A 14,160-nucleotide genomic window follows, 5' to 3' on the forward strand; every position below is an offset into this window, starting at 1 on the left:
TATTTATTGGTACTTTTGTTTTAATAATTCCCAGATTTGATCTGTTGGCATTTCCTTGCCTGTCCATAACTCAAAAGCTTCAGCAGCTTGGTAAAGCAGCATGCCAAGGCCATTGATAGATTGATTTCCCTGGTTTCTTGCCCATTTTAAAAACGGTGTTTCAAAGGGTTGATAAATCACATCTGCTACCAAGAGCTTGTCTGGTAAAACGATGCTAGATGGGATTGGCTGAGAGGTTCCATCCATACCCACACTGGTCGCATTGACTAAGAGATCAGCATGAGTGATGCTGTCTTGAAGGTCTTGACGATCTTCTAAAGCAAATAAATCTACTCTAAATCCAGTCGCATTCTGTATTTTTTCTAAGTAAGGTCTTGTTTTTTCCATGGATGAAGAACGAACAAAGACAGAAATCTGACTCACTCCATCCAAGATTGCCTGTGCCAAAATTGCCTTGGCTGCACCGCCTGCACCTAACAAAACCAGTCTTTTCCTTGATATTTTAAAAGAAGGCAAGCTCTTAAAGAATCCCTTGCCATCTGTGTTATATCCAATTAATGTTCCTTCTCGATTCACAACTGTATTAACTGCACCAATTAAACAAGCCTCTTCGCTCAACTGGTCCAGATAAGGAATCACTTGTTCCTTGTAAGGCATGGAAAGATTGATTCCATACATCTGGTAGCGACGAATATTAGCAACTGTTTCTGCTAGTTCAGCCGCATCTACTTCCCAAGCAAGATAAACTCCATTGGTATTGGTTGCCTCAAAAGCGCTATTGTGAATAAAGGGAGAAATGGAGTGTTTGATAGGATTTGCGACTACAGCTGCTAAACGTGTGTAGCCATCAATCTTCATTTAGTATCTCCCGAATTTTTTTCATGCTAGATAGTGAAATTTGTCCTGGAGCACTAGCTTCATCTAGACTTGCAAAAGACCAACTAGAACCGGTCACATCTGAAGTAATACGAGAGACCTTGCCCACTTTTCCCATAGAAATCGTTACATATTCTTGTTCAGGATTCAGTGTTTTAAAGCCACGTGTAAAGTTCATCAGATCCAACACATCTTGTTCTGTATTAGCCATAACAGCTATTTTCACAACCTTAGGATTTAAACTTGTTAACTCAGACAAGATTTCCATTAGATTCTCAGGTGTTTCTTGGAAGTTATGGTAGCTCAAGACGAGATTTGGAAAGTCCAACATCTGATCAAAAACATCCTTGTAGCTAAAATACTCAAAATCAATATAATCTGGTTGATAAAGCTGTGCCACTTCCTTGATCATTTGAACATACTCTTCTGAAGAGAGCTCAATTTGACCACCCTCGGCACGAGTACGTAAAGTGAAAACAAGCTCACGACCTGCAAATTTTTCAAAAATAGCTGGCGCTACCTGCAAGATAGCTTCCTTGGGTAAGAAGTCTGCTCTCCACTCAATGATATCTGCATCATGATACCGCATAACATCAATAGCCTGAGCCTCTTCTATACTTCTTGGCATGACAGAAACAATTAATTTCATTTACTAACCTTCATGGTAATCACTTTGAGGTAATTACTACTTTCATCTTTTTCATTGTAGACAAAGTCTGCTGGAAGTCCATATTTATGAAGGACCTGATACTTTCTACCTGCAAATCCTTTGTCGATTTGTTCTGTGAATTTTTGACGGGAAACATTAGCCGCATTGGTACTAGCAATAATGATTCCACCTGGGTTTAAAATCTCTAGACTTTGGGAAATCAACTTATGATAATCCTTAGCTACAGAGAATGTTTGTTTTTTATTTCGGGCAAAGCTAGGCGGATCCAGAACAATCACGTCATAGCTTAAACCTTTTCTTTTAGCACATTTAAAATATTCAAAGACATCCTTGACAAGCAGTCGATGATTGTCTAGACTCAAACCATTGGCATGAAAATGAGCTTCTGATAGTTCTCTTGAACGTTTGGCTAGGTCTACAGAGGTTGTTTCACTAGCTCCTCCCATAGCTGCAGCGACTGAGAAGGCCGCTGTGTAGGAAAACATATTGAGTAAGGATTTCCCCATAGCCAGACCATCAACCAAACTCCCACGAACTTCATGCTGATCCAAGAAAATTCCTGTCATAAGACCGTCATTCATAAAGACTTGGTACAAGACTCCATTCTCAAGAACAGTGAAATATTCAGCTGCTTCTTGACCATAGATATGAGCAGACTCATAGTCTAGACCTTTAAAGCGAATCTTTTCATAGGCACCTAGGACTTCTGGAAAAACTTGATTAAAGGCTGCAATAATCTCTTGACGAATTCCATAGATATAGGAGTTATACCAGGAAAAGACAACATAATCTCCATAGAGATCCAGCGTCATTCCACCAAATCCATCGCCTTCTTGATTAAACAAACGAAAGGCAGTTGTCAACTCATCTTGATAGTAGGAAGAACGTTTTTGTTTGGCTTTTTCAAACAAGCTTTCAAAGAAGGTTTGTTTAAAAGAAATGTTCTGGTTAGATATAAACCAGCCAATTCCCTTATTTTGACGGGATAAATAAGCCTTTCCTAAAAATTCTTTGCTTTGGCTGAAAAGTTCAACTTCTTGATCAGTTTCAGATAAGTCTGAAAAATCAACTTCTTCCAAAAGAACCTGACCTTTGCGGAGCTTTTTTTCGACACGCCGACTAACGAATACTTTATTCATAGATACAATTATATCAAATTTGTTGAAAATTCACAAAGTAGAAAGTGATTTCTCCATTGATGTCATAGGAACTATCCAAACTTTTCGTTTCTGCTGATGATTTCTAAATGAGAATGGTCATTTGTGTTGAGAAATTTCATTCTATTACCGTAAAAATAGACATCCACATCCTAAGGTCTATTTTTGTAGCGCAAACGTTTGCTCATTTGCTTGCTTTGTGGTAAAATTATTCTCAAATTGTTAAGTATGAGGACTATCTATGAAAAATCAAACCCTAATACAATATTTTGAGTGGTACCTTCCCCACGATGGACAACACTGGACGCGACTTACAGATGATGCTGAGCACCTTGCAAATCTAGGAATTAGCCACGTCTGGATGCCACCTGCCTTTAAAGCTACCAACGAAAAAGATGTCGGTTATGGTGTCTATGACCTTTTTGACCTCGGTGAATTTGACCAAAAAGGAACTGTGCGTACCAAGTACGGCTTTAAAGAAGACTATCTTCAAGCCATTCAAACACTTAAATCACATGGGATTCAACCTATGGCTGACGTCGTCTTAAACCACAAGGCAGCTGCAGACCGTTTAGAATCCTTCCAGGTTATTGAAGTCGACCCAGAAGATCGCACAATTGAACTTGGAGAACCTTTTACCATCAATGGTTGGACAAACTTTACTTTTGATGGAAGACAAAACACCTACAATGATTTCCACTGGCACTGGTACCATTTCACTGGAACTGACTACGATGCCAAAAGACGGAAGTCTGGCATCTATCTCATTCAGGGAGAAAACAAAGGTTGGGCTCATGAAGAATTAGTCGATAACGAAAATGGTAACTATGACTATCTCATGTACGCAGACCTGGATTTCAAACACCCCGAAGTCATCCAGAATATCTATGACTGGGCAAATTGGTTTATCGAAACGACTGGTGTATCAGGCTTTCGCTTAGATGCAGTTAAGCACATTGACTCTTTCTTTATGCGCAATTTCATACGCGATATCAAGGAAAAATATGGTCAAGACTTCTATGTTTTCGGAGAATTCTGGAATCCTGATAAGGAAGCTAATCTGGATTATCTTGAAAAGATTGAAGAACGCTTTGATCTTGTTGATGTTCGCCTTCATATGAATCTCTTTGAGGCAAGCCAGGCAGGAGCTGACTATGATTTAACAACTATTTTTGATGATAGTCTGGCTCAAATCAATCCGGATCGAGCTGTGACCTTTGTCGAAAACCATGATACACAACGCGGTCAAGCCCTCGAATCTACTGTTGAAGAATGGTTTAAGCCAGCAGCCTATGCTCTTATTCTTTTGCGTGAACAGGGTCTTCCCTGTGTCTTTTACGGAGACTACTACGGTATTTCTGGTCAATTTGCCCAGCAAGACTTTAAAGATGTCCTTAACCGTTTGCTAGCTATCCGAAAAGAGTTAGCTTACGGTGAGCAAACGGACTACTTTGATGACCCTAATTGTATCGGTTGGGTCCGTTCTGGCACTGACAACCAATCACCTATCGCCGTTCTTATCTCAAATGCTCAAGAAAATTACAAAACCATGTATGTCGGTCAAGAGTGGGCAAATCGAACATTTGTTGATTTGCTTGGGAACCATCCAGAACAAGTAACTATTACTGCCGAAGGATACGGCGACTTCCCAGTTGCTGAGCGTTCAGTCAGTGTTTGGGGGATTACTTATTAAGAGCACAAAAAAACTTGCCTATGGCAAGTTTTTTCATTGCTAAATATTAGTCTTTCCAAAGGTCCATGGCATTTTTAAAATCAGATGAAACTTGAACATTTTGAGGGTTTGTTGCCTCTCTCTCCTGACGTTTCGCTTCTACCTGGGCTACACTCTTAATACCCTCATGTCGCCAGTTTCGTAGGATTGCTTGGATATATTTCCAGTTTGGTTTTCCATTCAAAACAGCTTCACGTAGAGCTTCTTTTATCAAATCCGCACTCGTCCCATCTTCTTTCAAACTCTTTTCCAAATCTTCGATTTCAAAGGGACTCAAGAGACGACCTAGCTCCTGTTGGAAAGTTTCCACCAAGCTCTTCAAGTCATTCTGAGCTGGTTTCACTTGATTTGGAGCTTGTTTTTCAAATAGTTGGTCTAGGCGCTCCAAGGCAAGGGTTGCGTCAAAAATAACTTCAATCTCTCCATTTAGCTCAATTGTACGATATTGGAGTAATCCTTTATCGGTCAATCGTGAAATGGCTTGATTGACTTCAGTGACCTCTTTGCCAATTTTTTCAGCGATTTGACTTGGCGACAACTCACCCAAAGCCGTTGTATTTTGTAGGTAAAAGAATTGCCAAATCAAGAAATCATCGCTTGACGAGAAGAGTTGATTGTAATTCAAAAGCAGATCACTCGGTAACACCAAGTTCCCTGATTTAAAAGCATCTAAATATGTCATAATTCCTCTTATAAATATCCAAAATGAGACACATCTTCTTCCGCACTTTTCCACTCAAAAGGCGTTTCTTGGTAAACTGCATAATTTACCCAGTTACTGAAAAAGAGGGCTGCAGATGAACTCCAGCGCATGCATGGAAGTTCGTGAATGTCATCATTTTTGAAATAATTTTCTGGTATATGTGGATCTAAACCAGCATCTAGATCTCTAAAATATTCCTTTGCAAGCGTATCGCGATCATACTCTAAATGCCCAAAGCTATATACTTCTCTCAAATCTCGACTCGCAAGGATAGAGATTCCCACCTCTTTTCCTGATGCTAAAATCTCCAGATTTGTTTTATTCAGGATATCTTCTTTGTGGACTTCTGTATGGCGAGAATGAGGGGATACATATAAATCATCAAAACCTCTCAGTAGAAGATGACCTTCTTTCAAAACATCTTGAGAATAAATCCCAGAAAGCTTCTGGTCCATCTGGTATTTATCTACGCCATAGCGATAGTATAGACCCGCTTGTGCTCCCCAGCAAATATACAGGGTTGAAAAGACATGAGTCTTAGACCAATCGATAACCTTAGTAAATTCCTCCCAATAGTCCACTTCTTCAAAAGGGAGATGTTCAACTGGAGCACCTGTAATAATCAAGCCATCAAAATACTGGTCTTGAACTTCTGAGAAGGTCTTATAAAAAGTCTTCATATGCTCAGAACGAGTTGTTTTCGACTGATGACTTTCCATATATAAAAATTCAATATCTAACTGCAAAGGAGTATTGGCTAAATGGCGTAAAAGCTGAGTTTCTGTAACCATTTTCAGTGGCATCAAGTTTAAAATCAGAATTTTCAGTGGTCGAATATCCTGATGAGCCGCCCTCTGGTCATCCATGACGAAAATATTTTCCGTTCGTAAAATCTCAACTGCTGGTAATTTTTTATCAATTCGAATCGGCATAGAAATCTCCTTACTGTATCATATTGGACTCAAGTAAACATGGTATCGTCAACGGGGAAAAATGCTGACGTTTCTCTTTCCCTTTATTATACTGTATGAAGATATAGTTTTCAATTATAGTTTTTCTCTAACTAGATATAGCTTATTTTTATATCAAATGAAGAGAAAACAGCCCTAGGGACTGTTTTTCATTAATAATGCATCAGCACTTTATAGTCGTAATCTCCGATAGCTTCACGACCTTTGAGTTCATCCAGTTCGATCAAGAAGGCACAACCTGCTACGACTCCACCCAATTTTTCAATCATTTCGATGGTTGCTTTAACAGTACCACCTGTTGCCAAGAGGTCATCTACGATAAGAACACGTTGACCTGGTTTGATAGCATCTGCGTGCATGGTCAAAGTATCAACACCATATTCTTTTTCGTAGTCAGCTGAAATAACTTCGCGTGGCAATTTTCCTGGTTTACGCACAGGTGCAAAACCAATTCCCAACTCAAAAGCGACTGGACATCCAACGATAAATCCACGCGCTTCTGGTCCTACGATCATATCGATCTTTTTGTCAGTAGCATATTGAACAATTTCACGAACAGCGTAGCTGTAGGCATTTCCATCTGCCATCAATGGGCTAATATCACGGAAAGTAATTCCTTCTTGTGGATAATTTTCAATACTTGCAATGTAGTCTTTTAAGTTCATAGCGTTTCTTTCTTTTAAAGTTTTTACTCCCTATTATACCATAATTCCTAGAAAAGCAAAATAGAAAGAAGCCTTGGAATATCCTTCCAAAGCCTCTCAGCCCTTCATAAAATTCGGAGATTCGCTCGCTCAATGAAATCTTTACTTCTTTTTGCTTTTAGAAGTTTGATTCCGTTGACGATTCTGTTGGATGCGCCACTCTCGCTCAAAGTAAGACATGGTTTCAAATACTCTCTCTGGCAAACCAACATCCAGCAAATAGATTGGGATTTTCAAAACGTTAGAATGTTTTGAACTTGTAAATCTACTTCGAAGACGATACCAGAAAGAGTTGGATTTTAAAAGTTCCTTGTCATAAAACCGAACCTCAATCATATAAAAATCCCTTGCATTTCTACTACCCTTAATTCTCGTGAGAGCAAACTTTTCTACCTGTCCCCAGGAATAAAACTGCCAGTCTTTCTTTGGATATGGTTTATAGGAAAATCCTTGAGCCGTACATTTCAAATACTCTTTATCAGAAAAAAGCCGTCGCAAATGTTGATACAAAATGAAGCCAACGATGATGATTAAGAAACCAATAAAGAGAATTAAAGCCACCAATCCCGCAGGTGCTTCTTCGGGATAGCTCATCAAAAACGAAAAAATCCAAAGTAGAAGAGCCAATTCTAGTAGGTAAAGAATAAGGCTCAAGACGATTTTCTTACTACTCCATTTAATAATTGTTTCTTCCATTATACTAACTCACTTAAATATTCATAGCGTTCATATTTTTCCAGCAAGTCTTCATTTTTCTCGTCTAATTCTTTTTGAAGGGTAGCTAGTTTCCCAAAGTCAGAACCATTTGCTAGCATTTCTTCCTCTATAGAAGAGATGCGGTTTTCCAAGGCTTCGATGTCACCTTCAATACTTGCCCATTCCTGCTTTTCTTGGTAAGTCATCCGTTTCTTCTCTTCACGGACTTTGACGACTTTTTCCTTGTCAGCCTTTTGGATTTGAGTTACTGCTTCTGCTTCAAAGGCCTTTTCATCTAGATAATCTGTATAATGGCCAAAGAAAGGACGGATGGTTCCATCTTCAAAAGCAAGAATCTTAGTTGCTACCTTATCAAGGAAATAGCGATCGTGACTAACTGTCAAGACTGGTCCTGCAAAACCTTGTAAGAAATTTTCTAGAACTGTTAAGGTCGCAATGTCTAGGTCATTTGTTGGTTCATCCAAGAGAAGCACATTGGGTTTTTCAAGGAGTAATTTGAGGAGGTACAGACGCTTCTTCTCTCCACCTGACAGCTTATCAATCAAGGTGCCGTGCGTTGAACGAGGGAAGAGAAATTGTTCTAGTAACTCAGCGATTGAAGTCGTAGTACCACCGCTAGTCTTAACCTCTTCTGCAACTTCCTGCAGGTAATTGATAACCCGCTTACTTTCATCTAAACCTTCGATTTGTTGAGAGAAATAAGCGATACGAACTGTTTCACCGATGATAACTTGTCCTTCAGTAGCTTCAAGTCTTCCTGCAATAAGGTTAAGAAGGGTTGACTTCCCAACACCATTGTCCCCGACGATTCCGATACGGTCTTTGGCTTGTACCAAAAGATTAAAATGTTTCAGAATTGGTTTATCGTCATAGGCAAAGGAAACATCCTTAAACTCGATAACTTTTTTACCGATACGGCTAGTTTCAAAATTCATGCTCAAGTCTGTCTCAAGGCTAGTATCTGAAACTTCCTTTTTCAAGTCATGGAATCGATTGATACGAGCTTGTTGCTTGGTCGCACGAGCTTGAGGTTGCCGTCTCATCCAAGCTAATTCTTGTTTGTAAAGTTGTTCCTTTTTGTGAAGAAGTGCTGCATCACGCTCATCCTGTTCAGCCTTGAGACGGACATAATCTTGGTAATTCCCCTGATACTCTGTTAATCCACCTCTATCCAATTCAAAAATTCGCGTAGAAAGAGCATCCAGAAAATAACGATCGTGGGTGATGAAGAGGACGGTCTTCTTGGAATTCTTCAAGAAAAGTGTCAGCCACTCGATGGTCGCAATGTCCAGATGGTTGGTTGGCTCATCAAGAAGCAAGAGATCATGGTTACCCAAAAGCACTTGTGCCAATTGAACCCGTCTACGAAGACCACCCGACAAAGCTCCAACAGGAGTTGATAATTCTTGAATGCCTAGTTTACTGAGAACAGTCTTGACTTGACTTTCGATTTCCCATGCTTGGAGAGAATCCATCTCCGCCATGACCCGTTCTAAACGAGCCTGCTTATCCTCACTATAGTTAAGCATGAGCAGTTCATACTCACGTATTAACTGGATTTCCTTGAGGTCACTGGATAAAACAGTATCCAAGACAGTCTTGCTATCATCAAATTCCGGATTCTGGGTCAAATAACCAATCTTGTAATCACTCTTTGCTGAAAATGGGCTTACGTCACCATCAAAACCTGAAACACCTGAAAGCACATCTAGAAGGGTCGTTTTCCCAGTTCCGTTGACACCGATAAGACCGATTCTATCCAGGTCATGGATGATAAAGGAAATATCCTTAAAGACAGTCTTGTCACCAACTGATTTGCTTAGTTTTTCAACGATAAAATCACTCATTTTCTCTCCCTTAAGTATGCATGAATGGCTTCCACTTCATTATCTAGATTACCATCCACAATAGCGTACTCAATTTCCTCTAAAACATCTCCTAATTCTGGACCTGGATGATAGCCATATTCCTTGATGAGAATGCCACCATTAATTTGCATTTCTTTCTTATCATGAATAGTCAAGCTCTCGTAGGTTTCTGTGATCGCTTGTGGATTGACTTCCTTCCCTTGAGCACTGCGAAGATTTTCAGCCTGCAGAAGCAAGTCCAAATCAAAACGGTAACAATCACGTTTACTTAATTTACCCTCTTCACGCAATTCCAAAATAGTTAGTAAATCCTGTACCTGCTTGGCAAATTGGCGTGAAGTCTTCCAATGTTTCAAAAATTGTTGAGCATCTTCCACTTCTAAAACCCATAAAAGTGCTGCCCAAGCTTGCTCAGAAGATTCAAAAGTAAAATCTTTTTCTAAATCAAACAAAGACCGGAGTTTCTCCTGACTGCCTACCATATCTGGAAGATAATCATAAGCTTGACTCTCAATCATAGATGATAAACCTACTCGCCAATAGGGAGCCAGTAAAAGCTTATCAAACTCGACAAAGGTGCGCTCCACAGAGATTTTATCTAAGAGTGGCGTTAAGGCCTTCATCGCTTCAAACGTTTCTTGCTCGAGTTCAAAACCAAGACTAGCTTGGAAACGAAAGCCACGCATGATGCGTAGCGCGTCTTCATTGAAACGTTCACTAGCTACACCAACAGCTCGCAGGACTTGATTTTCTAAATCTGTGAGACCATCAAATAAATCGACGATTTCCCCTGTCTCATCCAAGGCAAAGGCATTGACTGTGAAATCTCGGCGTTTGAGATCTTCTTCGAGTGAACGAACAAAAGAAACAGAACTTGGTCTCCGATAGTCTACATAGACATCCTCTGTTCGAAAAGTGGTTACTTCGTACTCTTCATCTCCATCTAAAACCAAAACGGTCCCATGCTCAATGCCGATATCAGCTGTGCGTGGAAAAATCTGCTTAGTCTCTTCAGGATAAGATGAAGTCGCGATATCCACATCATGGATGGGACGACTGAGTAGGGCATCCCTAACAGAGCCACCAACAAAATAAGCCTCAAATCCTGCTTCTTTAATTTTTTCTAATACTGGTAAAGCCTTCTGAAATTCAGAAGGCATTTTTGTTAATTTCATAGTAAGTGTTCTAATCCATAGACAAGCTCATGACGCTTGACAACTTCTTTGATTCCCAAATTCACCCCTGTCATGAAGGAGCTACGATCATAGGAGTCATGACGCAGGGTCAATCCTTCTCCTTGATTTCCAAAAATGACCTCTTGATGGGCTACCAATCCTGGTAGACGAACCGAATGGATACGCATACCATCAAAGTTAGCTCCACGTGCTCCCGCAATGAGTTCTTCCTCATCGCTAGCACCTTGTTGAATAGACTCACGAACTTGTGCCATCAACTCAGCTGTTTTGATTGCTGTCCCGCTCGGAGCATCTTTTTTCTTATCATGGTGAAGCTCAATAATCTCCACATTTGGGAAGTATTTAGCTGCCTGTGCTGCAAATTGCATCAGTAAGACAGCACCCAAGGCAAAGTTAGGAGCAATCAAGCCACCCAAGCCTTTGGAACGAGACAATTCTTTTAATTCTTCGATTTCTTGACTGGTGAAACCTGTCGTTCCTACTACTGGAGCAAAGCCATTTTCAAGAGCAAAGCGTGTATTCTCATAGGCGACAGCTGGTGTAGTAAAGTCTACCCAAACATGGGCATCAAAGCCTGCTAAGGCATTTTTATCATTGAATACTGGAATTCCTTGCCATTCAGATGCAGACTCAAAAGGATCCAAAACAGCTACTAGTTCAAGTTCAGGATTAGACAAAACCATCTGACAAGCAGATTGCCCCATTCTTCCCTTAAAACCAGCAATAATCACTCGAATACTCATCTTTACTCCTATCTAAGATACAAAGGACGTTAGCTGCCCATGAAAAATAGGGAATGGCGCCGACTTTCCATAAAAGGCAAGACTGGCATCTTTTTTCAAGAGGCAGATAGTCCGTGTTCAATTTTAAGATACAAAGCCTGTAAGAACAATCTAGACAATTGGTGTGTATGCCAAAGCGATGCTTCCTTCTCCCAGGTGGGTTCCAATAACACTACCAAAGGTTGCAATCTCAACATCTGTAGCTACTCCACTATCTAGCAATAGCTGACGTAAATCGGATGCTTTTTGAGAGGCATTCCCATGAATTACCATAATCTGGTAGTTTCCGTTACTTGTCACATCTTTGACAATTTCAACTAGACGTTTTGTTGCTTTCTTCTCTGTACGAACCTTCTCATAAACTTCGATAACACCTTGGTCATTGAAATATAGAATTGGTTTAATGTTAAGAAGATTCCCTAAAATAGCTGCGCCATTTGATAAACGACCACCTTTAACCAGATGATCAAGGTCATCTACCATGATAAAGGCAGAAGTATTTTCAATCTGTTCGGTTAACTTATCTAGTATAGACTGGAAATCATCTCCCTGATCAGACCATTGAAACACACTTTCCACCATAAATCCTAGGGGCGCACTTGTAATGCGAGTATCAGGAAAAGCAATGGTTAAATCTTCGAACTCATCCGTCATATACTGGATATTCTGGTGAAATCCTGAGATTCCAGAAGAAAGGAAGAGACCCAAAACATGAGTATAGCCTTTTTCTTTTAATGATGATAAAATTTCATCCAACTTTGCAATACTTGGTTGACTTGTTTTAGGTAGTTCAGATGAACGAGCCATTTTTTCATAAAATTCTTGAGCGGTTAGATTTACACCTTCAACATACTCCTGTCCGTCGATATTCACAGGAATGTCAAGCATAAATAAATCTTCTTTCCGCAAGGTTTCCGCTTGTAGAAAAGCAGATGAGTCTGTTATGACCGCTAATTTCATTCTTTTAAAACTCCAAATTAATTCCTGGTAAGTCTAGTGCAATTTCCGTTACTTCATAAGTCAAACGGTTTAGCATATCCAAAGAAGGACGAGCAAGCGTCTCAACTTCTTCTTGACTAAAGTCACTTGGTTGATCTACGATACGACCTTCAACGTGGTTCACTTGAGAAATAGTACCGCTGATAACAAATTTATCAAAGACAATCATAAAGCTCAAAACAACTACGAGAGAAGTCACTTGATTTTCTTGGTCATGTTGAAGTAGTTGGAAGTTCACATCAACCTTTGTTTCAGGAATTCCGTTCTCATTTTCCCATTCAAAATTACGCGCATCAAAGTGATACTGACTAACAAATTCTTGTTCACGTTTTAAATTCATCATATTCTCCATGGTTACAATTTACTTTGACATTGTAACATATTTTCTTATTTTCTGCTAACTTTCCTAAATTCCGATTTCTGCTTTCACAACTTCAGCAATGGTATCCACATAGTAATCTACTTCTTCAGTTGTTGGTGCTTCAGCCATGACACGCAAGAGTGGCTCAGTTCCACTTGGGCGAACGAGAATACGTCCATTACCTGCCATCTCTTCTTCCATCTTATCGATAATAGCCTTGATAGCTGGTACTTCCATGGCTTTGTCTTTCATGGTGTTTTCCACACGGATATTAACCAATTTTTGTGGGTAAATTGTTACTTCTGAAGCCAATTGAGATAAGCTCTTACCTGTTTCTTGCATGATCTTAGTCAATTGAACTGCTGACAACTGACCATCACCAGTTGTATTGTAGTCCATCAAGATAACGTGACCTGACTGTTCTCCACCGAGATTGTAGCCCGATTTTCTCATTTCTTCAACGACATAGCGGTCTCCAACAGCAGTGACAGCTTTATTAATGCCTTCACGATCCAAGGCTTTATGGAAACCAAGGTTGGACATAACTGTTGTTACAATTGTATTTTGTGCCAATTGACCTTTTTCAGAAAGGTATTTACCGATGATATACATAATCTTATCACCGTCGACAATTTCACCATTTTCATCAACAGCAATCAAACGGTCGCTATCACCATCAAAGGCTAAACCAATGGCAGATTGACTTTCTTTGACAAGTTCTTGCAAGGCTTCTGGGTGAGTCGAACCAACATTCAAGTTAATGTTCAAACCATCTGGATTTTCTCCAATGACAGTGATTTGGGCACCCAAATCTGCAAAAATTTGACGAGCACTTGTAGAAGCTGCTCCATTAGCAGTATCCAAGGCTACCTTCATCCCTTCAAGAGCTGTTCCAGTTGAAACCAGGTAGGCTTCATACTTGCGTAATCCTTCTGGGTAATCAACAACAGTACCTAATCCTTCAGCACTTGGACGTGGGAGAGTATCTTCACTGGCGTCAAGCAAGGCTTCGATTTCTGCTTCTTTGTCATCGTCTAGCTTAAAGCCATCTCCACCAAAGAATTTAATCCCGTTATCAAGGGCTGGGTTGTGGCTAGCTGAAATCATGACACCTGCGCTCGCTCCTTCAGTTTTCACCAAATATGCTACTGCAGGTGTAGCAAGTACACCAAGTTTATAAACGTGAATTCCGACTGAAAGGAGGCCAGCAATCAAAGCTGCTTCTAGCATTTGACCTGAAATACGAGTGTCACGTCCAACAAAAACCTTAGGCGCTTCTGTCGCATGTTGACTGAGGACATATCCTCCAAAGCGACCCAATTTAAAGGCCAATTCTGGCGTTAATTCTACGTTTGCTTCTCCACGGACTCCGTCCGTTCCAAAATATTTACCCATTTTATCATTCCTTTTCTAGTTTAATGTTT

The 14,160-nt window shown here is 40.0% G+C and carries 14 protein-coding genes; 1 reads left to right on the plus strand and 13 read right to left on the minus strand.

The genetic code is table 11. The features are described 5' to 3' along the window. Positions 1 to 3 precede the first annotated feature (3 nt). From ACVAMZ_RS06825 to ACVAMZ_RS06835, 3 genes are read right to left on the minus strand one after another with little or no spacing between them, the layout of a single operon-like run. Positions 4 to 858, minus strand: a complete 855-nt coding sequence (locus ACVAMZ_RS06825; protein ID WP_461684423.1) for a shikimate dehydrogenase — start codon at positions 856 to 858, stop codon at positions 4 to 6. Next, entirely contained in the window at positions 848 to 1,525 is a 678-nt protein-coding gene (aroD, locus tag ACVAMZ_RS06830) for a type I 3-dehydroquinate dehydratase (protein WP_461684424.1), read from the minus strand. The genes ACVAMZ_RS06825 and aroD overlap by 11 nt, the downstream gene beginning before the upstream one ends. Further along, positions 1,522 to 2,685, minus strand: a complete 1,164-nt coding sequence (locus ACVAMZ_RS06835; protein ID WP_461684425.1) for a class I SAM-dependent rRNA methyltransferase — start codon at positions 2,683 to 2,685, stop codon at positions 1,522 to 1,524. The genes aroD and ACVAMZ_RS06835 overlap by 4 nt, the downstream gene beginning before the upstream one ends. Before the next feature lie 259 nt (positions 2,686 to 2,944). Here ACVAMZ_RS06835 and ACVAMZ_RS06840 point away from each other — a divergent pair, with 259 nt between their 5' ends. Next, complete coding sequence (locus ACVAMZ_RS06840) at positions 2,945 to 4,396, plus strand: alpha-amylase (protein WP_461684426.1); 1,452 nt, start codon at positions 2,945 to 2,947, stop codon at positions 4,394 to 4,396. A gap of 46 nt (positions 4,397 to 4,442) precedes the next feature. Here the strand turns inward: ACVAMZ_RS06840 and ACVAMZ_RS06845 are convergent, their stop codons facing one another. From ACVAMZ_RS06845 to glmM, 10 genes are all read right to left on the minus strand, one after another. Continuing rightward, positions 4,443 to 5,117 (minus strand): DnaD domain-containing protein, encoded by a 675-nt coding sequence (locus ACVAMZ_RS06845; protein ID WP_006145172.1) that lies wholly within the window; start codon positions 5,115 to 5,117, stop codon positions 4,443 to 4,445. A gap of 8 nt (positions 5,118 to 5,125) precedes the next feature. After that, complete coding sequence (gene metA / locus ACVAMZ_RS06850) at positions 5,126 to 6,070, minus strand: homoserine O-acetyltransferase MetA (protein ID WP_461684427.1); 945 nt, start codon at positions 6,068 to 6,070, stop codon at positions 5,126 to 5,128. A gap of 191 nt (positions 6,071 to 6,261) precedes the next feature. Then, positions 6,262 to 6,774 (minus strand): adenine phosphoribosyltransferase, encoded by a 513-nt coding sequence (locus ACVAMZ_RS06855; RefSeq protein ID WP_006154681.1) that lies wholly within the window; start codon positions 6,772 to 6,774, stop codon positions 6,262 to 6,264. A 141-nt stretch (positions 6,775 to 6,915) separates the two neighbouring features. Then, complete coding sequence (locus ACVAMZ_RS06860) at positions 6,916 to 7,509, minus strand: hypothetical protein (protein ID WP_461684428.1); 594 nt, start codon at positions 7,507 to 7,509, stop codon at positions 6,916 to 6,918. Continuing rightward, positions 7,509 to 9,377, minus strand: coding sequence for an ABC-F family ATP-binding cassette domain-containing protein (locus tag ACVAMZ_RS06865; protein ID WP_461684429.1), 1,869 nt, complete (start codon positions 9,375 to 9,377; stop codon positions 7,509 to 7,511). The genes ACVAMZ_RS06860 and ACVAMZ_RS06865 overlap by 1 nt, the downstream gene beginning before the upstream one ends. After that, a complete protein-coding gene (locus ACVAMZ_RS06870) occupies positions 9,374 to 10,573 on the minus strand; it encodes a CCA tRNA nucleotidyltransferase (RefSeq protein ID WP_461684430.1) in 1,200 nt (399 codons plus the stop codon). The genes ACVAMZ_RS06865 and ACVAMZ_RS06870 overlap by 4 nt, the downstream gene beginning before the upstream one ends. Beyond that, positions 10,570 to 11,337 (minus strand): 4-hydroxy-tetrahydrodipicolinate reductase, encoded by a 768-nt coding sequence (gene dapB, locus ACVAMZ_RS06875; protein WP_461684431.1) that lies wholly within the window; start codon positions 11,335 to 11,337, stop codon positions 10,570 to 10,572. Before dapB ends, ACVAMZ_RS06870 begins: the two co-directional genes overlap by 4 nt. A gap of 150 nt (positions 11,338 to 11,487) precedes the next feature. Beyond that, the gene (locus ACVAMZ_RS06880) at positions 11,488 to 12,336 is read right to left on the minus strand and encodes a DegV family protein (protein ID WP_223333460.1); all 849 of its coding nucleotides are present in this window, start codon (positions 12,334 to 12,336) and stop codon (positions 11,488 to 11,490) included. Positions 12,337 to 12,340: 4 nt separating this feature from the next. Then, complete coding sequence (locus tag ACVAMZ_RS06885) at positions 12,341 to 12,715, minus strand: DUF1149 family protein (RefSeq protein ID WP_004252208.1); 375 nt, start codon at positions 12,713 to 12,715, stop codon at positions 12,341 to 12,343. Between the two features lie 66 nt (positions 12,716 to 12,781). Beyond that, positions 12,782 to 14,131, minus strand: a complete 1,350-nt coding sequence (gene glmM, locus ACVAMZ_RS06890) for a phosphoglucosamine mutase (protein ID WP_461684432.1) — start codon at positions 14,129 to 14,131, stop codon at positions 12,782 to 12,784. Between the last annotated feature and the right edge of the window lie 29 nt (positions 14,132 to 14,160).

The sequence above is a fragment of the Streptococcus sp. KHUD_017 genome (assembly GCF_054861245.1).

Excerpts from the sequence above, each read along its gene's own strand:
- ACVAMZ_RS06825 (WP_461684423.1), bottom strand. The coding sequence starts at position 858 with ATGAAGATTGATGGCTACACACGTTTAGCAGCTGTAGTCGCAAATCCT.
- aroD (WP_461684424.1), bottom strand. The coding sequence starts at position 1,525 with ATGAAATTAATTGTTTCTGTCATGCCAAGAAGTATAGAAGAGGCTCAG.
- ACVAMZ_RS06835 (WP_461684425.1), bottom strand. The coding sequence starts at position 2,685 with ATGAATAAAGTATTCGTTAGTCGGCGTGTCGAAAAAAAGCTCCGCAAA.
- ACVAMZ_RS06840 (WP_461684426.1), top strand. The coding sequence starts at position 2,945 with ATGAAAAATCAAACCCTAATACAATATTTTGAGTGGTACCTTCCCCAC.
- ACVAMZ_RS06845 (WP_006145172.1), bottom strand. The coding sequence starts at position 5,117 with ATGACATATTTAGATGCTTTTAAATCAGGGAACTTGGTGTTACCGAGT.
- metA (WP_461684427.1), bottom strand. The coding sequence starts at position 6,070 with ATGCCGATTCGAATTGATAAAAAATTACCAGCAGTTGAGATTTTACGA.
- ACVAMZ_RS06855 (WP_006154681.1), bottom strand. The coding sequence starts at position 6,774 with ATGAACTTAAAAGACTACATTGCAAGTATTGAAAATTATCCACAAGAA.
- ACVAMZ_RS06860 (WP_461684428.1), bottom strand. The coding sequence starts at position 7,509 with ATGGAAGAAACAATTATTAAATGGAGTAGTAAGAAAATCGTCTTGAGC.
- ACVAMZ_RS06865 (WP_461684429.1), bottom strand. The coding sequence starts at position 9,377 with ATGAGTGATTTTATCGTTGAAAAACTAAGCAAATCAGTTGGTGACAAG.
- ACVAMZ_RS06870 (WP_461684430.1), bottom strand. The coding sequence starts at position 10,573 with ATGAAATTAACAAAAATGCCTTCTGAATTTCAGAAGGCTTTACCAGTA.
- dapB (WP_461684431.1), bottom strand. The coding sequence starts at position 11,337 with ATGAGTATTCGAGTGATTATTGCTGGTTTTAAGGGAAGAATGGGGCAA.
- ACVAMZ_RS06880 (WP_223333460.1), bottom strand. The coding sequence starts at position 12,336 with ATGAAATTAGCGGTCATAACAGACTCATCTGCTTTTCTACAAGCGGAA.
- ACVAMZ_RS06885 (WP_004252208.1), bottom strand. The coding sequence starts at position 12,715 with ATGAATTTAAAACGTGAACAAGAATTTGTTAGTCAGTATCACTTTGAT.
- glmM (WP_461684432.1), bottom strand. The coding sequence starts at position 14,131 with ATGGGTAAATATTTTGGAACGGACGGAGTCCGTGGAGAAGCAAACGTA.